The sequence below is a fragment of the Aminobacter sp. P4_D5 genome, from assembly GCF_056401815.1.
Genome location: NZ_JBFUIP010000053.1, coordinates 1 through 18,816, shown reverse-complemented (window position 1 = coordinate 18,816; position 18,816 = coordinate 1). Strand labels below are relative to the sequence as shown.

Sequence of the window (18,816 nt, the reverse complement as noted above, 5' to 3'; positions counted from 1 at the left end):
GGAGAAGGGACAAGCGGCAACGCTGACGCCCCCCTCGCCCCGTTTACGGGGAGAGGGTAAGGGTGAGGGTGAGGGGCAGAGCCATGTTCACCGGAAAATATGCACGCAGGATCGCCCGCTGGACGACTGCGACTGCAGCGCTCACAGCCCTCGCCGCCGGCAGCCTCTACGCGCTGGATCGTGCTTTTCCGCCGCCGCTGCCGGAAAAGCTTGTGCTCTCCGCCGAAGTGGTCGACCGTGACGGGCAGCTGTTGCGCGCTTTCGCAACGCCGAGCGGGCATTGGCGGCTTGGGGTCAACCTCGACCAGGTCGACCCGCAACTGGTGAAGATGCTGGTCGCCTATGAGGACAAGCGCTTCTGGGACCATGAAGGCGTCGATGTGCTGGCGCTGGGGCGCGCAGCCCAGCAATTCGTCACCAATGGCCGCATCGTCTCCGGCGGCTCGACGCTGTCGATGCAGCTGGCGCGGCTGATCGAGCCACGGACGGAGCGCAGTTTTGGCTCCAAGCTCAGGCAGCTCGCCCGCGCGCTGCAGATCGAGCGGCGGCTGACAAAGCGCGAAATCCTCGAACGCTACCTGACGCTCGCGCCCTACGGCGGCAATCTCGAAGGCGTGCGCGCTGCCTCGCTTGCCTATTTCGGCAAGGAGCCGAAGCGGCTGACGGTTTCCGAAGCRGCTCTTTTGGTCGCCCTGCCGCAGCTGCCGGAAAGGCGGCGGCCGGATCGCAATACAAAAATTGCCCAGGCCGCGCGCGACCGGGTGCTGGGCCGCATGGTGACATCGGGCCTGCTCGGCGAACGCGAGGCGGCGCGGGCAGCTCTCGAAGACGTCTCGGGCATGCGTCTGGCTTTGCCCGCGCTCGCACCGCACGCCGCTGATGCGGCACTGCGCAACGCTCCAGGCGTCGACCGCCATCAGCTCACCTTGCGAAAAAGTGCGCAGGAAGGGCTTGAAGCCGTGGCGCGCGAGGCAGCCATTCGGCTCGGTCCAAAAATTTCGGTCGCCATGGTGCTGGCCGACGCGATGACCGGTGAGATCCTCGGCGAAGTCGGTTCGGCCAATTTCTTCGACGCCTCTCGTTCCGGCTGGATCGACATGACCAGGACGGTGCGCTCGCCCGGCTCGACCCTGAAACCGTTCATCTACGGTCTCGCCTTCGAACAGGGACTGGTGGCGCAGGAAACGCTGATCGAGGACCGACCGGCCGATTTCGCCGGCTACCGGCCCAAGAATTTCGACATGAGCTATCAGGGCGACGTTTCGGTGCGCCAGGCGCTGCAGCTGTCGCTCAACGTGCCCGCGATCCGCCTGCTCGACGCTGTCGGGCCGCAGCGGTTGACCGCGCGTTTCCGCCAGGCCGGCGTTGTGCCGCAACTACCGCCGAACGAGGTGCCCGGCCTTGCCATCGGCCTGGGCGGCGTCGGCGTTTCGCTGCGCGATCTCGTCCAGCTTTATACCGGGCTTGCCAATGGCGGCCGCGCCAAGATTCTTCGCGACGGGGCGGACGCAAGCACGCCTGTCCCGCTCGCCAACGGCATGATCCTCGAGCAACAGGCGGCCTGGCAGATCGGCGACATTCTATCCGGCGTCAAGCCGCCGGAGGGTGCTGCCAAGCGCAGCATCGCCTACAAGACCGGCACCTCCTACGGCTACCGCGACGCCTGGTCGATCGGCTATGACGGCCGCTACGTGCTGGGCGTCTGGGCTGGACGGCCGGACGCCGGTGCCGTGCCCGGCCTGTCGGGTTATGTCTCGGCGGCGCCTATCCTGTTTGAGGGCTTTGCTCGCTCCGGCCTACCCGCCATGGCCTTGCCGCGCCCGCCTGCGGGAACGCTGCGCACCGCCCGCGCCGACCTGCCGGTGACGCTTGAGCGCTTTTCCCCGGCTGGACAGTTGCCGGTCGTCGCCGCAGTCACGGAACCCGCGCCGCAGATCATCTTCCCGCCCGACGGCGCACGGGTCGAACTGGGCGCGGCATCGGCTGTCGCTTCGCCGCTGGTGCTCAAGCTGCAAGGCGGGCGCGCGCCGTTTCGCTGGCTCGCCAACGGCAAGCCGCTGGCTGTCGTCGAGCGCCGCCGCACCGCGACCTGGCAGCCCGACGGCACCGGCTACTCAACCCTGACAGTCATCGATGCCGCTGGCCGCGCCGCGAGCGTCCGCGTGTTCGTCGAGTAGGAACTCCCGCTTCCACGCTGACGCACGGCCCTGGATACCCGGCATTTCCAGCCCGCAGCTTGCAACGGCAACCGTTGCCTGCTGACACTGCAGGAATATGACGAATCGAGCAGCGACGAAGGCCACCAGATGATCACGCACGCGGAAATGTTTGCCCCGATCCTCGAAGCCGATCCAACATTTGAAGGTGCGTGGCACGCGTTCTGCGAAAGATGGCGCGATCAGTTGGAGCCGCCCCTTTATCTGGCGCTGAACGCACTGGCCCGGCACCTCATTGCGCAACTGGAAGCGAGCGACACGGCCAGTTTCGACGCCGTCTTCGACGTGGTGGAGCGCTGGCATGTCGAAGGCGACGACTATGTTCGCGAGGCAGCGACAGTCGGACTGCTGGAGGACCTGCAGGACATGAAACTGTACGCGTCCACCGATCCCGCGGCTTTCCGTCCGTGGCTACGCCAGGAAAGCCTGCTCTGGTGGGAGGGAGTCGACGACTTCTGGGCAGGCCGGACTGCGCTCATCACCAAACGCTCCTGATGCCGGAGTTTGCTCCCCGCCGCAGTTCTGTACGGCCGCGCGCCGCCGCGAGGCGACCTGGCAGCCTGACGGCACCGGTTTCTCGACGCTGACTGAAATTGACGCGACGGGGCGCGGCCGCGAGTGTCAGGATGTTCGTGGAATAGACGGCTGCGGCTGTGTGTGCTCGCATCAATGCTCGCCGACACCGGTACCGCCTCCACTCTCGACTCTGGACCGTTTCTGACGTCGTTCACGTCACGGCATGGCAACTGTGTTCATGCGAATGGTTTTTCGGGTGAACCGCAAATCTCGCGGCGTGCCCAACAAAGTACCGCTCCCAAGGCCACCCCTTGCCGTCAACACCTCGCGCCCCTACTTCTGATTGTCGGTGTCTTCGGTGCGGCATCCCCGAAGAGACGCATAGGCGGCCAACGGGAATTTTGAGCGAGCAAAAAAATTTCCGACAGGCACGCAGCTTGGCCGTATTTTGCCCATGAGCGGCTAAATACGAAACGTTCAGTGCATCTAATTTCTACCAGTTCGATAGAGTAGAACCATATTCGAACGGAGGCGGAAATGACCACTTCACGCAGATCTATACTGCTTTCGGCCGTTCTGGCCGGCGCGGTCCAACTCGGTGGCCTGGGCTTTGCCTTCGCCGATACCACGCTCCTCAACGTGTCCTACGACCCGACCCGCGAGCTCTACAAGGACTACAACGAAGCCTTCGCCAAGCACTGGAAGGCCGAGAGCGGCGAGACGGTGACGATCCAGCAGTCGCATGGCGGCTCCGGCAAGCAGGCCCGCGCGGTCATCGATGGTCTCGACGCGGACGTTGTGACGCTGGCGCTCGAAAGCGACATCACCGCGATCGTCGAGAAGTCGAAGAAGATCAATCCGGACTGGCGCTCGCGCCTGCCCAACAACGCCTCGCCCTACACTTCGACGATCATCTTCCTGGTGCGCAAGGGCAATCCCAAGGGCATCAATGACTGGGGCGACCTGGTCAAGGACGGCGTCCAGGTGATCACGCCGAACCCGAAGACATCGGGCGGCGCGCGCTGGAACTATCTCGCCGCCTGGGCCTGGGCCAACGGCCAGTTTGGTGGCGACGAAACGAAGATCAAGGAATACATCGCCAATCTCTTCGCCCATGTGCCGATCCTCGACACCGGCGCGCGCGGCTCGACGGTTACATTCGCCGAACGCGAGCAGGGCGACGTGCTGCTCGCCTGGGAAAACGAGGCCTATCTGGCGCTCGACGAATTCGGCGCCGAAAAATTCGACATCGTCTTCCCGCCGCAATCGATCCTGGCTGAGCCGCCGGTCGCGGTGGTCGACGCCAATGTCGACGCCAAGGGCAGCCGCAAGGTCGCTGAAGCCTACCTCAGCTATCTCTACTCGGCGGAAGGCCAGACCATCGCCGCCAAGCATCATTACCGGCCGTCCAAGCCCGAACTGGTGCCGGCCGCCGACCTGCAACAGCAGCACAAGCTGAAGCTGGTGTCCATCGACGATCCGATTTTCGGCGGTTGGGCAAAGGCGCAGCCCTATCACTTCGGAGATGGTGGTATATTCGACCAGATCTACAAGCCGGCCCAGTAAGGCAAAGACCAGGACGAAATGACCACATCACCCGCCTTTGCGGGGTGGCGGTTCAGACAGCCGAGCGTCATTCCGGGTTTCGGATTGACGCTCGGCTTCTCGCTTGCCTACCTCACGCTCATCATCCTGATCCCCTTGTCGGGGCTCGTCTGGCGTTCGGCCTCGCTCGGCTGGGCCGATTTCTTCGCCATCGCCACCGACCGGCGCACCGTCAAGGCGCTGGAGATCAGCTTCGGCACCGCCTTTGTCGCAGCAAGCATCAATGTCGTGTTCGGCACCATCGTTGCCTGGGTCCTGGTGCGTTACCGTTTTCCCGGCCGCCGCATCATCGACGCCATGGTCGACCTGCCCTTCGCGCTGCCGACGGCGGTCGCCGGCATCGCACTGACCACGCTCTATTCGCCCAAGGGCTGGATGGGCGCGCTTTTGGCGCCGCTCGGCATCAAGGTCGCCTATACGCCGCTGGGCATCGTCATCGCGCTTGTCTTCATCGGCCTACCGTTCGTCGTGCGCACCGTGCAGCCGATCATCGAAGAGATCGACAAGGAGGTCGAAGAAGCCGCGGCCACCCTGGGCGCCAACCGCTTCCAGACCATTTCCAAGGTGCTGTTTCCCGGCCTCGCACCCGCCGTCATCACCGGCTTTGCACTGGCTTTCGCCCGTGGTGTCGGTGAATACGGCTCGGTCATCTTCATTGCCGGCAATTTGCCTTATGTCTCCGAGATCGCGCCTCTTTTGATCGTCATCCGGCTTGAGGAATACGATTATGCCGCGGCAACCGCCATTGCCACGATCATGCTGGCGCTGTCGTTCCTGATGCTTTTGATCATCAACCTCATCCAGGCGCGGACCCGCAAACGTTATGGCTGATCCCGAGCTCTACCCCGCCGACGCCTATCACGCGCATGCCTCGCTTGCGGTGACCGAGCGGCCGCTGGCGCGTGCGGCGCTGATGTTGATCGCCTTCGCTTTCCTCGCCATCTTCTTGCTGCTGCCGCTGGTGGTGGTGTTCGAGCAGGCGTTTTCGCGTGGCATTGGGCCATTCCTCAGCGCCATCAACGAGCCCGACACCATCTCGGCGATCAAGCTGACGCTGCTGGTCGCAGCCATTGCGGTGCCGCTCAACCTGGTCTTCGGCGTCGCTGCCGCCTGGGCCATCGCCAAGTTCGAGTTCAAGGGCAAGGCCTTCCTCACCACACTGATCGACCTGCCGTTTTCGGTGTCGCCGGTGATTTCGGGCCTGGTCTATGTCTTGCTGTTCGGCGCCTCGAGCCTGCTTGGGCCCTGGCTCAAGCTGCACGGCATCGTCATTCTGTTTGCCGTGCCCGGCATCGTGCTCGCCACCGTCTTCGTCACCTTCCCCTTCGTTGCGCGTGAACTGATCCCGCTGATGCAGGAACAAGGCACCGGCGATGAGGAGGCAGCATTGTCGCTCGGCGCCAATGGCTGGCAGACGTTTTGGCATGTGACCTTGCCCAACATCAAATGGGGCCTGCTTTACGGCGTGCTGTTGTGCAACGCGCGCGCCATGGGCGAGTTCGGCGYGGTGTCGGTGGTCTCGGGCCATATCAGGGGCCTGACCAACACCATGCCGCTGCATGTCGAGATCCTCTACAACGAATACAATGCCGTCGGCGCCTTTGCCGTGGCCTCCGTGCTCGCCGGCCTCGCGCTTGTGACGCTTGTGCTCAAAACCCTTCTCGAGCTCCGCTACGGTGCCGAGATCGCCGCCACGCGCGGACACTGACAGAGGTCGACCATGGAAGTTCGCGTTGCCAATGTGCGCAAGGAATTCGCCAAGTTTCCGGCACTTCGCGATGTCTCGCTCGACATCAGGTCGGGCGAGCTGATCGCCCTGCTTGGCCCCTCCGGCTCGGGCAAGACCACGCTTCTGCGCCTCATCGCCGGGCTTGAGCGGCCAACCCGCGGCACCATCTTTTTCGGCGACGAGGATGCCTCCAACCGCACCATCCAGGAGCGCAATGTCGGCTTTGTCTTCCAGCATTACGCGCTGTTTCGCCATATGACGGTCGCCGACAATATCGGCTTCGGCCTCAAGGTCAGGCCCTCGGCCAAGCGCCCGACCAGGGCCGAGATCCGTAACCGGGCCTCCGAACTGCTTGATCTGGTGCAATTGTCGGGGCTGGAAAAACGCTACCCGGCCCAGCTTTCCGGCGGCCAGCGCCAGCGCGTGGCGCTGGCGCGGGCCATGGCGATCGAGCCCAAGGTGCTGTTGCTCGACGAACCCTTCGGCGCGCTCGACGCCCAGGTCAGGCGCGAACTCCGGCGCTGGCTGCGCGAGATCCACGACGCCACCGGCCACACCACCATCTTCGTCACCCACGACCAGGAAGAAGCACTCGAACTCGCCGACCGCGTCGTGGTGATGAGCCAGGGCCGCATCGAGCAGATCGGCACCGCCGACGAGGTCTACGACACCCCCAACTCACCCTTCGTCTACGGCTTCATCGGCGAATCGAGCGCGCTGCCGGTCAAGATCGAGGACGGCCATGTCTGGATCGCCGACCGGCCGATCGGGCTTGCCACCCACGACCTGCCCGACGGCGAGGCTGTGCTCTACTTCCGCCCGCACGACATCGAACTGCTCGACGACTGCAATGGCTGCATCGCCGGCACCGTCGCCGCCAGCCGCCGCGTCGCCGGAACCAGACGCGTCGAACTCGAAATCGGCGGCGGAAGGGAAAGGGTCGAGATTGAGCTGCCGGTCGGCCACCCCGCTGCCCAGAAGAGCCGGGTGGCATTCCGGCCCAAGCGCTGGAAGGTGTTTCCGAAGACGGTGGACCAGGCATAACGAGGGCATCGAAGCCCGCCCTCCCCTTGCGGGGAGGGTCAAAATGCCAGGCTGATCAGCGGACGACGAGGACTGGCGTCTTGGCGTACTGGACAACCTTGGCTGTCTGGCTGCCCAGGAGTAACCGACCAACCCCGCGACGGCCATGAGAGGCCATGACGATCAGGTCGCATCCAAGTTCCTGCGCCTTTTCGACAATGGCTTCCGCCGCTGAATCGGCCGTCACCTGAAGGAGCTCAGGGGCTATGCCAATCTTATCGGCGACTTGTTTGGCAGATCCCAGAACCGTGTCGGCAAATTCCTTCTGGCTGGCGTCGTAACGGCGGATATCGTTGTCGCCCGCCACCCAGCCCGTCACAGTTGTGCCCTGGAGCGGATATGGCTTTGTCACGATGACAATGGTGGCCTTGCCGCCGACACTCTTGGCCAGCTTGAGGCCATGCTCGACACCCTTTTGGGCAATGATCGATCCATCTGTCGCAATAAGAACGTGGCTGTACATCCAATTCCCCTTTCTCGATGACGTCGGGGAAGGCTTAGCACGCAGCGCCCCAGAGGTTTTGACATAGGTCAAACAATGGTGCGGGCCACATGACTAAAGCTTGGTCCAGGCAGCGTTCTTCTTCGATGAGCGCACACAGGCCTCGACGAAAGCGACACCTTCGACGCCGTCCTGCACGGTCGGGTAGATGACGTCCTTGGCTGGCTTGCCGCCCTTCTTGCGCGCAGCGCGAATGGCGCGTGCCGCCTCCTGGTAGATGTTGGCGAAACCTTCGAGATAGCCTTCGGGATGACCCGACGGAACGCGGGTGACGCGCGCGGCGGCCGCCCCGGCACCGACGCCGCCACGGGTGATCAGCTGCTTGGGCTGGCCGAACGGCGTGTACCAGAGATAGTTCGGATCGGCCTGCACCCACTCGATGCCGCCCTTGGAGCCATAGACGCGCAGCTTGAGACCGTTCTCGTGACCGGGCGCAACCTGGCTCGCCCAGATCATGCCCTTGGCCCCGCCCTTGAAGCGCAGCATGACGTTGACATTGTCGTCGAGCAAGCGTCCAGGCACGAAGGCGTCGAGATCGGCCGACAGGCTGTCGAGCTCCAAACCGGTGACGAAGCGGGCGAGATTGTAGGCATGCRTGCCGATGTCGCCGGTGGCACCACCTGCGCCCGACTGCTTGGGGTCGGCGCGCCACGACGCCTGCTTCTGGCCGGTGGCGGCCAAATCCTCGGTCAGCCAGTCCTGCGGATATTCGGCCTGCACCACGCGGATATCGCCGAGCAGTCCCTTGGCGACCATCTCGCGCGCCTGCCGAATCATCGGATAGCCGGTGTAGTTGTGGGTGAGGACAAAAACCTTGCCGGTCTTTTCGACAAGGGCAGCAAGTTTCTTCGCCTCGGCCAGCGTCGCCGTCAGCGGCTTGTCGCAGATGACATGGATGCCCGCTTCGAGGAATGCCTTGGCGGCGGGGAAATGGATGTTGTTGGGCGTGACGATCGCCACCGCCTCGATGCCGTCGGGGCGTTTGGCCTCTGCCTTGGCCATCTCGGCAAACGAGGTGTAGCTGCGCTCCGGGTCAAGTCCGATCTCGGCAGCGGAAGATTTTGCCCGCTCCGCGTTGGACGACAGCGCGCCCGCCACAAGCTGGAAATCGCCGTCCATGCGCGCAGCGATCCGGTGCACGCCGCCGATGAAGGCGCCCTGCCCGCCGCCGACCATGCCGTAGCGAATCGGGCCGCTGCCGCTTTCCAATTTCGATGCACCGACCATATGTATCCTCCCTTGATGTGTTGGCGCCGCCCCTCATCCCCCTGCCGGGACCTTCTCCCCGTATAGCGACGGGGAGAAGGAGGCTAACTGCAACCTCGCCACCTCCCCCTTCTCCCCGCCTGCGGGGAGAAGGTCCCGGCAGGGGGATGAGGGGCGGCGCGAGCTTAGATCAAATCCCCATCATAGCCCTGAGCACCTTGCGGTCGCTCGTCCCGCCAGCGAAATCGTCGAAGGCCTTGTCGGTCACGCGGATGATGTGGCTTTCGATGAAAGGCGCGCCTTCGGCGGCACCGTCTTCTGGGTGCTTGAGACAGCATTCCCACTCCAGCACCGCCCAGCTGTCGTAGCCATATTGCGCGAGCTTGGAGAAAATGCCGGAGAAATCGACCTGGCCGTCGCCGAGCGAACGGAAACGGCCGGCGCKACCCAGCCAACCCTGATAGCCGGAATAGACGCCCTGGCGACCACTCGGGTTGAATTCGGCATCCTTGACGTGAAACGCCTTGATGCGCTCGTGGTAGATGTCGATGAAGGCGAGATAGTCGAGCTGCTGCAACAGGAAGTGCGAGGGATCGTAATTGATGTTGCAGCGCTTGTGACCACCCACTGCGTCCAGGAACATCTCGAAGGTGGCGCCATCGAACGCGTCCTCGCCCGGATGAAGCTCGAAGCAGAGGTCCACGCCGGCATCGTCATAAGCGTCGAGGATCGGCGTCCAGCGCTTGCCGAGTTCTGCAAAAGCCACCTCGATCAGCCCCGCCGGCCGCTGCGGCCAGGGATAGAGATAAGGGAAAGCAAGGGCGCCGGTGAACGACACGCATGCCTTGAGGCCGAGATTTTGTGAGGCGCGCGCGCCCAGCTTCATCTGCTCGACCGCCCATTTTTGCCGTGCCGCCGGATTGCCGTGGACGGCTGCCGGGGCGAACGCGTCGAACTGGGCGTCATAAGCGGGGTGCACCGCAACCAGCTGGCCCTGAAGATGCGTCGACAGTTCGGTGATCTCGACGCCTGCGTCAGTGCAGACGCCCTTGATCTCATCGCAATAGGTTTTCGACGTCGCCGCCTTTTCCAGATCGAACAGGCGCGCATCCGGCGTCGGGATCTGGACGCCCTTGTAGCCGAGGTCCGCCGCCCAGGATGTAATCGATTTCAGAGAATTGAATGGCGCAGTGTCGCCGGCGAACTGAGCGAGGAAGATCGCGGGGCCCTTCATTGTCGATGGCATCAGATTTTCTCCTCGTACGATTCCGGCCCGCCACGGGTCGTTCTTAAGTGACCATTATTTGACCCGGCTCCGCAAGTGGCCAGGAGGTCGGCCCCCTCCTACTCGCGCAGCATCGCCTCGACGGCGAGCGCGGCCGCAAGCAGGCGGCGATCGTGGCCGTGGCGCGCGACAAGCGCCAGCCCTGCGGGTCGCGCCATATCGGGCATCGGCAGCGACAAGGCGGTAAGGTCGAACTGGTTGGCGACCTGGGTGTTGCGCAACAACAAGCCTTCGACGCGGTCGGCGTGTGCGCCATCGGCCAGCATCTCTGATATCGGCTGGGCCGTGAGCGGCGTCGTCGGCATGGCGATGAAGTCATAGGCCGACAGCCGCGCGTCCATCTCGGCGACAAGCTCCCTGCGCCGGTTCATCGTGTGTATGTAGCTGACCGCGGGAACCTTCATTGCCCGGCCGAGCGCGCCGCTGACATTGGGATCGATGGGAACCGACGCGCCATTAGTGAGCCAGTCGGCGTGGATCGCAGCCCCTTCGATGGCCGCTATCGATCCCGAGCGTGTCGCCGCGCGGTATTCGGCCAGCAGGTCGTCGATGAAGCACTCGGTCACCGTAGCCCCTGCTTTGGCGAGCTGGTTCACCACATGCTCGAAAACTGAAGCGACGCTCGCTTCAACCCCGTCGAGCAGGCGGCCGCGTGGAACAGCGATGCGCAGACCAGACAGCGACAGCGGCGACAGTTCGCCAAACTCCTTGCCGGACATGATGGCGTCGGCGGCAATGCACTGCGCGACCGTCTTGGCGAGCGGGCCGATGGAATCGAGCGATGGCGACAGCGGGAATGCGCCGTCAAGCGACACGCGCCGCGCCGTCGGCTTGAAGCCGACAACGCCGTTGAGGGCAGCGGGGATGCGTACCGAGCCGCCGGTGTCGGAGCCGATTGATATATCGGAGGTGCCTTCGGCGGCCGATACGCCGGCGCCCGACGACGAGCCGCCGGGAATGAGCGTCGGATCGGCCGCATTGCCCGGTGTGCCATAATGCGGATTGAGGCCGAGCGCGGTGAAGGCGAATTCGGTCATGTGGGTCTTGCCGATGATCACCGCCCCTGCCCGACGCAGGCGGCGAACGATCATGGCGTCCTGCGCCGCAGGCCCTGCATCGCGCCGCAGCACCGAACCGGCAAGGGTCGGTTCGCCAGCGACATCGAACAGGTCCTTGATCGAAACGATGACGCCGTCGAGCGGCCCGAGCGACAGCCCTGCCCTTGCCCTGGCATCGGCAGCGTCTGCCGCGGCCCGCGCGGCTTCGCCGTAGAGTTTGGCGAAGACCCGCTCGTCCTTGGCGCGTGCGCCAAGCCGCGCCAGGATCGCTTCGAGCCTGTCTCTTGACTTCATGATCTCCCCCTCACCGCAGCACAGCATTCATCGCGCCGACTGTTAGCACGGCGTGGCCCCATGCAACACGGTTGCCGGCGGCTTCAAACGCTTTACATTCGCCTTTCCAGCCCCCAGGAGCCGCCATGACCGTTCATCTGTTTTCGCCAATCACGCTTGGCCATCTCGACTTTCCCAACCGTATCGCCGTGGCCCCGATGTGCCAGTATTCGGCCAATGACGGCTCGGCATCGGTATGGCATCTCCAGCATTGGATGAACCTGGCGATGTCGGGTGCCGGCATGGTCACCGTCGAGATGACCGATGTCGAGCGGCGCGGCCGCATCAGCCATGGCTGCCTCGGGCTTTATTCCGACGCCAACGAAGCAGCCGCCAAATGGGCGCTCGACGCCGCCAAGAGGGTGGCGACGCCCGGCGCGAAATTCGGCACGCAGCTTGCCCATGCCGGTCGCAAGGCCTCCAACCGCCTGCCGTGGGAAGGCTCGGGGCCGCTCGGCCCGGACCAGGACGCCTGGCCCGTCGTGTCTGCTTCCGCCATCGCCTATGCCGATGGCTGGCAAGTGCCGCAGGCGCTGAGCGAACAAGGCATCGAAGAAACCGTCGGGCACTTTGTCCAAGCAGCGAAGCGCGCCGAGCGCGCCGGTTTCGACTTCATCGAACTTCATTCGGCGCATGGCTATCTGCTGCACCAGTTCTTGTCGCCGCTGTCCAACAAGCGCACCGACAAATGGGGCGGATCGCTGGAAAACCGCATGCGCTTTCCCCTCGAAGTCGCGCGCCGCGTCGCGGAAGCCGTGCCGAGCCTGATGCTCGGGGCGCGCATGTCGCTGACCGACTGGGTCGATGGCGGCTTCACGCTCGAAGAGGCGATCGAGGTCGCCAAGGCCTATCGCGGTGCAGGCGTCGCCTATATCTGCTGTTCGAGCGGCGGCAACTCGCCACACCAGAGCCTGCGCACCGGCCCCGGCTACCAGGTCCATCTCGCCGAAGCGGTGAAGCAGGCGACCGGCATTCCGGTCCGCGCGGTGGGCATGATCGACGAGCCGGTGCAGGCGGACAGCATCATCCGGGAAGGCCGCGCCGACATGGTGGCGCTGGGGCGCGCCTTGCTTGCCGATCCGCGCTGGCCCTGGCGGGCCGCTGCCAAGCTCGGCTACGAATTCCACACGGCACCCCAGCTTGCCCGCTCGGCGGCGCTGATGAAGCAGTGGGGCTCGGCCGCCTGAAGGTCGTGAGGCAGCGCTGCCCCTCATCCCCTGCCGGACCTTCTCCCCGTAAAGAACAGGGAGAAGGAGGATGGCCGCGACGCCGACGCCCCCTCTCCCCGTCCTTACGGGGAGAGGGTAAGGGTGAGGGGCAGCGATACGGGCTCAAGATCTATCTGGCTCTGGTGCGGCGGCTTTGATTTCGCTGGATCAGGACGCGGAGCCAGCTGTCTGGTCTATCGCTGATCAAACGAAAACATTGAGGGAAAACGATGAAAAAGACCGTTGAGACGATCCGTGGCGACAGCGAAGGCATCGCCTACGAACTCCCGGTCTACCACATCGCCGGATCGTCGGCCGACGCGCCGTCAGCCTATATCCAGGCGGCGCTGCATGGCGACGAGCTGCCGGGCGTCGTTGCCATCGATGCGCTGATGCCCAAGCTGCGCAAGGCTCAAAGCGAAGGCCGCGTTCGCGGCAAGCTGACAATCGTTCCGCGCGCCAACCCGATCGGCGCCAATCAGCTTTTGTTCGGTGCATCGCAAGGCCGCTTCGACCTTGGCACGCGCGTCAACTACAACCGCGACTTTCCACTGCTCGAACGCCCCGATGCCTCGCTTCTGCCCGGCGACGATGTGCCGATGACGGCCGACAAGCGGCTCAAGGCGCGCCTGCTCAAGCTTTCGCTCGGCCATGACATCGTGCTCGACCTGCACTGCGACGACGAGGGTGTCGCCTATCTCTACGTGCCTGAGGAGCTGTGGCCGGCGATGGCCGACTGCGCGGCCAATATGGGCGTCGACGCGGTCATATTGTGGGGCGGCCAGTCGGGCTCTTCCTTCGACGAGGCCTCGCTGCACCCCTATCTCAAAATGCCGCGCAAGGAGGCCAGGCTCGAAAGCCGCGCCGTCACCACGGTCGAGTATCGCGGCGTCTCCGACGTCTATTCTGACATTGCCGAGGCCGACGCCGAAGGGCTCTACCGGCTCCTGGTGGCGCGCGGCGTGATCGCCGACACCTCGATCGAAACCAAAACGACGTTCGAGGGCGTGGTCGCCCCCATCGACCATATCGAAATGGTAGCAGCCCCTTGCGCCGGCGCGATCCTCTACCACGTCAAGCCGGGTGAAACGGTCAAGGCTGGCGCACACCTCGCCACCATCGTGCGCGCGCCCGGCGAGGATGGCGGTCGGGTGGACGTCTTCGCGCCGCAGGACGGCTACATCCTGACGCGCCGCTCGCACCGCGCCACGCGTGCCGGCGACGATCTGGTCAAGCTTGTCGGCGTAGCCGCGAGCGACGATGCGCGGTCAGGGGCGCTGGAGGCTTGACGTTTGGCTCTCGACGCACGCCCCAACTTGCGTTTGACGTGACCTGAATTCATCATCCCCGGACGTTACCGCGCAGCCGCGCGGAGCCATTGCGTCAGGCTCGCCAGCGCCGGCTCCTGGCTACGGCTGAACTTGATGGACAGGTAATAGCTCGCCCCAGTCGGCATCGGCTCGCCGGATAGCCTTTGCAAGGTTCCTTCGGCGATGCCGCGCTCGCCAAGGAAGTCTGGAACCAGCGCCGCGCCAATGCCGGCTCGGGCCATATCGAACGCCTGCTGATAATGCGTGCACAGCTTCCAGCTCTCCTTCTGGAAGGTCGAAAGCTCAAGGCCGTTGTGGTGACAGAAATCGATCCAATCGGCGCCCACTGAAGACGGCGAAACTTCGGTGGTGATCAAGGGGCACGGCCAGGGACCCAGATCTCGGGGAGCAACGGCGATCAGTTGGTCCCGTTTGAGCAGAACGCTCCGATATCCGCGCTGCGAAGGCATGGACGTGATGAAAGCATCGGCGATCCTGTCGCTTATCTCATCTTCCTCGCTGACCGTGATGAGCTGCAGATCGATGTCAGGGTGCCGGGTGAAAAAATCAGGCAGCCGCTCGACGAGCCAGCCGCTCGCGAAGGTCCCATAGACGGCAAGGCGTACTGTTCCATTGGCCGCGCCGACAATCTGCGACGTCGAGCGCTCGATGAGATCGAAGGCACGGTCGAGTTCAAGCGAAAGGCGATGCCCGGCGCCAGTCAGCACGAGGCCGCGCCCCTGCCGTTCCACTAGCCGCTCTCCAAGTTCCTCGCTCAATCGTCGGATCTGGTGACTGACCGCGCTTTGCGTCACGCCAAGCTCTTGGGCCGCATGGGAAACGGAAAGATGCCGCGCAACAGCTTCGAAAGATTGAAGAGCCCGCAGTTGCGGCATCGACCGCTTTTTTGTCATGACATATGAATTCCACTCAAGTGAGTTGACTGGAATTCATTATCTTCACCTGTGTCAATGCTCTAGTTCATCGTCGCACCGTCGATCGGCTGCGAAGGAGACCTATCGGTCCGACTTCGGACCTATCGCTGGACATGGATTTTCTGAATTGACCCAATGACCAAGAACTTGCGTATAAACAGACCGACTTTGGAGCCGGAAGACGGGGAGTATCTGGCGCAATGCCAGTTCGCGATCGAGCCCTCGCTGGTCAAGCTTCTGAGCGTTGCCGAGATGGCGGGATGGGATCGGACCCATGTCGTGCTGGCTGCCCTGACACTCTGCGCGGAGCTGGCTGAGCTGCCTGAAAGCCCACAGATCTTCCAGTGAGCCACCGCGGAGATGGGCCGTCTCAATCGTCGCCCTGCCGATGTGAGTTCTCTAGTCGAGATTGCGCCCTACAGAATGGACCCGGCGCAGGAGCCCAGACTGGATCGCCGTGCATCCATCCGGGGCACGGGCAGCTCGCCTACTCCCCGTAAACCAGCCTGTCCTGCCGCGCCCTGAGTTCGGCGATCTTCGAGCCCGGCTCGACGGCGGCGTTGGCGTAGGTGATCAGCTCACCCTTCCTGATCGGCTTGGTCACCGTGCCGCGCTGCAGCAGCCCGCACGGGATCGCCTTTGCCGCGCGCGCTTCGGGCGCGGTCATGATCCAGGCGCGGTAGCAATATTCGCCGATGGCATCGAGTTTTTCGCCCGGCTGCATGTCCTTCTTGGCGACAGCGCAGACATCGGCGACGGGCTTTGCCAGCGGCACCATGTCGGCCTTGCCGTGCAGCACCACGCGCGCGCAGGTCAAAGGCACTTCGAGCGAGGTCAGGTGGTAAGGGCGGTGGAAGGTGAAGTAAGGGCCGTGGCCCATCTTCAAATCTTCCATGCGCTCGGAAATCCTGGGATGCGACATGTCGGCGATGACAAACACGCCTGGCGCGACACCCTTGCCGATCGAATAGTCGACGACGCCGACCCTCGACAAGACGCCGCCATCCTTTTCGGGCACCAGCACCTTGGATAGCTGGTCGAGCGTCGCCGAGGGGCCGTGCATGCCGGCCTTGTCGGGCACGAGCCCGGTGGCATTGGCGATCGCCGCCATCTCGACCATGGTCTTGGAGCCATCGACGAACTCGACAAGCATGCGCACATTCATGTTCCGCCGCGTCGCCTCCTCGACATAGTTGTCGGGAATGGCGTCGATGTTGAGCGGGTTGTTCTTGCCCTTGCCGGCGGCAACGACAGTGTGGCCCATCGCCGAGACGAACTCGATCAACTCCATGCACGACGATGGCTCGTCGCCGGCGCCGAGCGAATAGGTGACGCCGAGCCGGTCAGCCTCGGATTTGAGATAGGCGCCGATGGTGACGTCCGCCTCGACGTTCATCATGACGAGATGCTTGCCGTGCTCCATGGCGCGCAGGCCGATCTCCGCACCGACAGCCGGAACACCGGTCGCGTCGATGACGACGTCGATCAGCCCGCTGTTCAGGATCAGGTCCGCGTCGCTTGTGACCGCGATCTTCCTCGCCTCGATGGCATCGTTCAGCGCCTCAGCGTTCGACACCTCGCGGGAATGCCCCGGCTCCTGATAGGCGATCTGGGCCGCCTTCATCGCCGCTTCGGGGTGGAGCTCGGATATGGCGCCGATCTCGATGCCCGGCATATGCGCCACGCGGGTGACGATGTCGGTGCCCATCTCGCCGCAACCGATCAGGCCGATGCGGATTGGCTTGCCCGACTTTTCGCGCTCGACGAGATCGCGCGTCAAGCCCACCGGAGCGACGTTGATGGTCATCTGATTGATCTCCCGCGCAAGCGAAGCATATATCTCTAACGCATCGGCCCGAATATCCGAACGGATTTCGGAAAGCACGATGCGTCACTTTAAAATGTTGGAGCGTCCTTTGCGCGTCCCAAGGKACGCGCGGCGCTCTAACGCGACGGGTATTGAATTATGGCCGCCTGTCAACTCGAATGTCGGATCGGCCCCCTGAGCTGGCGCTTTGTCAGGAGTTTGCTGACGCCAAGTTGTCCCCGTCGCGGCTTTGGCATTATTGTTGCTGCGCTTTGCCGGCAGGTTTTCGGGTGGAGCCGGATGTCCAAATCGGCCAAGCCTAGAAAACGCAGCATTTGAAATGCGGTAGACGCCGATCCGGAATCAATTTCTGAAGATCGGCGCTGTGGAGGAGAGCAATGGCAGAAAAAGTCCTTGTCCTGCTTGGCACCAAGAAAGGCGCCTTCATCGCCGAGAGCGACGCGGCGCGGCGGTCTTGGAAGCTGCGCGGCCCGTTTTGCGAAACCTGGCCGATGAACCACATCGTCGCCGACCAGGCGACCCGCACGATCTATGGCGCGGGCGGCAATGAATGGTTCGGCCCGGCGGTGTGGAAATCGACAGACCTCGGCGAGAGCTGGACGCATTCGAGCGAGGGCCTCGCTTATGCCGAGGGCGAGGAGCCGATCAAGGCGGTGTGGAGCCTGGCTCAGGCCAATGGCAGCCTCTATGCCGGCGTGCAGCCAGCGGGCCTTTTTCGCAGCGACGATGCCGGGCAGTCGTGGCAGCATGTCGAGGCCCTGCAGAAGCACCCATCCCGGCCGCACTGGAACCCTGGCGGCGCGGGCCTCATCCTGCACTCGCTGGTGATCGACCCCAACGACCACGACCGCATCTGGATCGGCATTTCGGCGGCCGGGGTGTTCTACACCGGCGACGGCGGCAAGAACTGGGAGCCGCGCAATCTCGGCACCCGCGCCGACTTCATGCCCGAGGGCGAGAACTATCCCGAATTCGGGCAGTGCGTGCACAACCTTGTCATGGCACCCGGAATGTCGGACCGGCTCTACCAGCAGAACCATTGCGGCATGTACCGCTCCGACGATGGCGGCAAGCGCTGGGTCAGCATCGAAAAGGGCCTGCCCTCSACCTTCGGCTTCCCGGCCGYSACSCATCCGCGCGATCCCGAAACGCTGTATCTGGTGCCGCTCAACGGCGACTCCGCCGGCCGCTTCGTGCCCGACGCCAAGGCTGCCGTGTGGCGCACCCGCGACGGCGGAGCGGAATGGCAGGCAATGCGCAACGGCCTGCCACAGGAAAACGCCTATATCGGCGTGCTCCGGCAAGCCATGGCAACCGACCGGCTGGAGCCTGCCGGCGTCTATTTCGGCACCAGTTCGGGCGCGCTCTTCGCCAGCCCCGACGAAGGCGAGAGCTGGAGCAACGTGACCCAGCACCTGCCGGCGATCCTGTCGGTGGAAACGCTTGTTGTCGACGATTGAGGTTGAGGCCAATGCTCGACGACGCCCCATCGCGAACCAAAAAGCACGAGGCCGAAACTGCACCCGTGGTGGTGCGGTTGCCCGGTGTTTTGGTCGATCTGTTCCCCGGTGCTGTCAGGCGGGTGGAAATGAAGGTCTCGACGGTCAGGCAGATGGTCGACGAACTCGACAGAAGCTGGCCCGGCATGCGCGACCGCATCTGCGATTCCCGTCCCGCCATCCGCAAGCACATGAATGTCTTTGTCGAGGGCGAGCGCGCCACGCTGAAGACCCATCTCAGGCCGGGCGTCGAGGTCTTCGTGCTGACCGCGATCAGCGGTGGTTGAAACCGCGCCATATACAACCGTTGCTATATTTTAGAATCAAGTAATTATACAGCAAGATGCATCCTGCTATCTGGATCATACATTTAGGATATCCAGGCTTTATTCTTCTGTTGACCTGACCCCGCAGGCAATATTTCAGTCCAACGGTTGAATCGCCAATTCTGCTGGCCATTCATCGCGATTGGGGATGAAACCGCTACCTGCCGACTACAGGCA

At 63.7% G+C, this 18,816-nt stretch carries 17 protein-coding genes; 11 read left to right on the top strand and 6 right to left on the bottom strand.

Translation table 11 applies throughout. The features are described from left to right. The first annotated feature begins 83 nt into the window (after positions 1-83). The 6 genes from pbpC (at position 84) to AC1DWF_RS13890 (ending at position 7,110) form a co-directional block, all read left to right on the top strand. Positions 84-2,177: a penicillin-binding protein 1C gene (gene pbpC / locus AC1DWF_RS13915; RefSeq protein WP_476785140.1), complete on the top strand. Its 2,094-nt coding sequence runs from the start codon at positions 84-86 to the stop codon at positions 2,175-2,177. Positions 2,178-2,306: 129 nt separating this feature from the next. Further along, on the top strand, positions 2,307-2,711 hold the full coding sequence (locus AC1DWF_RS13910; RefSeq protein ID WP_476785139.1) for a DUF7674 family protein: 405 nt from the start codon (positions 2,307-2,309) through the stop codon (positions 2,709-2,711). 558 nt (positions 2,712-3,269) lie between these two features. Beyond that, the gene (locus tag AC1DWF_RS13905) at positions 3,270-4,298 is read left to right on the top strand and encodes a sulfate ABC transporter substrate-binding protein (RefSeq protein ID WP_476787935.1); all 1,029 of its coding nucleotides are present in this window, start codon (positions 3,270-3,272) and stop codon (positions 4,296-4,298) included. An 18-nt stretch (positions 4,299-4,316) separates the two neighbouring features. After that, positions 4,317-5,168 (top strand): sulfate ABC transporter permease subunit CysT, encoded by an 852-nt coding sequence (gene cysT / locus AC1DWF_RS13900; protein WP_476785366.1) that lies wholly within the window; start codon positions 4,317-4,319, stop codon positions 5,166-5,168. Further along, on the top strand, positions 5,161-6,045 hold the full coding sequence (gene cysW / locus AC1DWF_RS13895; protein WP_476841778.1) for a sulfate ABC transporter permease subunit CysW: 885 nt from the start codon (positions 5,161-5,163) through the stop codon (positions 6,043-6,045). The genes cysT and cysW overlap by 8 nt, the downstream gene beginning before the upstream one ends. A gap of 12 nt (positions 6,046-6,057) precedes the next feature. Continuing rightward, positions 6,058-7,110, top strand: coding sequence for a sulfate/molybdate ABC transporter ATP-binding protein (locus AC1DWF_RS13890; protein ID WP_476785368.1), 1,053 nt, complete (start codon positions 6,058-6,060; stop codon positions 7,108-7,110). Positions 7,111-7,165: 55 nt separating this feature from the next. Here AC1DWF_RS13890 and AC1DWF_RS13885 read toward each other — a convergent pair whose 3' ends face one another. The 4 genes from AC1DWF_RS13885 to AC1DWF_RS13870 form a co-directional block, all read right to left on the bottom strand. Further along, positions 7,166-7,684, bottom strand: a complete 519-nt coding sequence (locus tag AC1DWF_RS13885; RefSeq protein WP_476785369.1) for a universal stress protein — start codon at positions 7,682-7,684, stop codon at positions 7,166-7,168. Positions 7,685-7,705: 21 nt separating this feature from the next. Then, positions 7,706-8,878 carry a Gfo/Idh/MocA family protein gene (locus AC1DWF_RS13880; protein WP_476841777.1) on the bottom strand — a complete coding sequence of 391 codons (1,173 nt, stop codon included), beginning with the start codon at positions 8,876-8,878 and terminating at the stop codon, positions 7,706-7,708. Between the two features lie 169 nt (positions 8,879-9,047). Then, the gene (locus AC1DWF_RS13875) at positions 9,048-10,103 is read right to left on the bottom strand and encodes a sugar phosphate isomerase/epimerase family protein (RefSeq protein WP_476841776.1); all 1,056 of its coding nucleotides are present in this window, start codon (positions 10,101-10,103) and stop codon (positions 9,048-9,050) included. A gap of 98 nt (positions 10,104-10,201) precedes the next feature. Beyond that, positions 10,202-11,494, bottom strand: a complete 1,293-nt coding sequence (locus AC1DWF_RS13870; RefSeq protein ID WP_476786506.1) for an amidase — start codon at positions 11,492-11,494, stop codon at positions 10,202-10,204. Positions 11,495-11,619: 125 nt separating this feature from the next. Between AC1DWF_RS13870 and AC1DWF_RS13865 the strand changes: the two genes are divergently transcribed. Together AC1DWF_RS13865 and AC1DWF_RS13860 are read left to right on the top strand one after the other, a co-directional pair. After that, positions 11,620-12,720: an NADH:flavin oxidoreductase/NADH oxidase gene (locus AC1DWF_RS13865; RefSeq protein WP_476787932.1), complete on the top strand. Its 1,101-nt coding sequence runs from the start codon at positions 11,620-11,622 to the stop codon at positions 12,718-12,720. 251 nt (positions 12,721-12,971) lie between these two features. Beyond that, positions 12,972-14,030 carry a M14 family metallopeptidase gene (locus AC1DWF_RS13860; protein WP_476785941.1) on the top strand — a complete coding sequence of 353 codons (1,059 nt, stop codon included), beginning with the start codon at positions 12,972-12,974 and terminating at the stop codon, positions 14,028-14,030. A 65-nt stretch (positions 14,031-14,095) separates the two neighbouring features. On the opposite strand, the gene AC1DWF_RS13855 is transcribed toward AC1DWF_RS13860, so the two are convergent. Next, positions 14,096-14,947 carry a LysR family transcriptional regulator gene (locus tag AC1DWF_RS13855; RefSeq protein ID WP_476785942.1) on the bottom strand — a complete coding sequence of 284 codons (852 nt, stop codon included), beginning with the start codon at positions 14,945-14,947 and terminating at the stop codon, positions 14,096-14,098. Between the two features lie 174 nt (positions 14,948-15,121). Between AC1DWF_RS13855 and AC1DWF_RS13850 the strand changes: the two genes are divergently transcribed. Continuing rightward, a complete protein-coding gene (locus AC1DWF_RS13850) occupies positions 15,122-15,334 on the top strand; it encodes a hypothetical protein (RefSeq protein WP_476785943.1) in 213 nt (70 codons plus the stop codon). 139 nt (positions 15,335-15,473) lie between these two features. On the opposite strand, the gene AC1DWF_RS13845 is transcribed toward AC1DWF_RS13850, so the two are convergent. Continuing rightward, positions 15,474-16,793 (bottom strand): NAD(P)H-dependent oxidoreductase, encoded by a 1,320-nt coding sequence (locus AC1DWF_RS13845; RefSeq protein ID WP_476785944.1) that lies wholly within the window; start codon positions 16,791-16,793, stop codon positions 15,474-15,476. A 398-nt stretch (positions 16,794-17,191) separates the two neighbouring features. On the opposite strand from AC1DWF_RS13845, the gene AC1DWF_RS13840 reads away from it, so the two are divergent. Continuing rightward, positions 17,192-18,274, top strand: coding sequence for a WD40/YVTN/BNR-like repeat-containing protein (locus AC1DWF_RS13840; RefSeq protein WP_476841775.1), 1,083 nt, complete (start codon positions 17,192-17,194; stop codon positions 18,272-18,274). Between the two features lie 11 nt (positions 18,275-18,285). After that, a complete protein-coding gene (locus tag AC1DWF_RS13835) occupies positions 18,286-18,600 on the top strand; it encodes a MoaD/ThiS family protein (protein ID WP_476782193.1) in 315 nt (104 codons plus the stop codon). The last annotated feature ends 216 nt before the right edge of the window (positions 18,601-18,816 follow it).

Excerpts from the sequence above, each read along its gene's own strand:
- AC1DWF_RS13850 (WP_476785943.1), top strand. The coding sequence starts at position 15,122 with ATGACCAAGAACTTGCGTATAAACAGACCGACTTTGGAGCCGGAAGAC.
- cysT (WP_476785366.1), top strand. The coding sequence starts at position 4,317 with ATGACCACATCACCCGCCTTTGCGGGGTGGCGGTTCAGACAGCCGAGC.
- AC1DWF_RS13905 (WP_476787935.1), top strand. The coding sequence starts at position 3,270 with ATGACCACTTCACGCAGATCTATACTGCTTTCGGCCGTTCTGGCCGGC.
- AC1DWF_RS13890 (WP_476785368.1), top strand. The coding sequence starts at position 6,058 with ATGGAAGTTCGCGTTGCCAATGTGCGCAAGGAATTCGCCAAGTTTCCG.
- AC1DWF_RS13845 (WP_476785944.1), bottom strand. The coding sequence starts at position 16,793 with ATGACCATCAACGTCGCTCCGGTGGGCTTGACGCGCGATCTCGTCGAG.
- AC1DWF_RS13835 (WP_476782193.1), top strand. The coding sequence starts at position 18,286 with ATGCTCGACGACGCCCCATCGCGAACCAAAAAGCACGAGGCCGAAACT.
- AC1DWF_RS13870 (WP_476786506.1), bottom strand. The coding sequence starts at position 11,494 with ATGAAGTCAAGAGACAGGCTCGAAGCGATCCTGGCGCGGCTTGGCGCA.
- AC1DWF_RS13910 (WP_476785139.1), top strand. The coding sequence starts at position 2,307 with ATGATCACGCACGCGGAAATGTTTGCCCCGATCCTCGAAGCCGATCCA.
- AC1DWF_RS13860 (WP_476785941.1), top strand. The coding sequence starts at position 12,972 with ATGAAAAAGACCGTTGAGACGATCCGTGGCGACAGCGAAGGCATCGCC.
- AC1DWF_RS13855 (WP_476785942.1), bottom strand. The coding sequence starts at position 14,947 with ATGCCGCAACTGCGGGCTCTTCAATCTTTCGAAGCTGTTGCGCGGCAT.
- AC1DWF_RS13865 (WP_476787932.1), top strand. The coding sequence starts at position 11,620 with ATGACCGTTCATCTGTTTTCGCCAATCACGCTTGGCCATCTCGACTTT.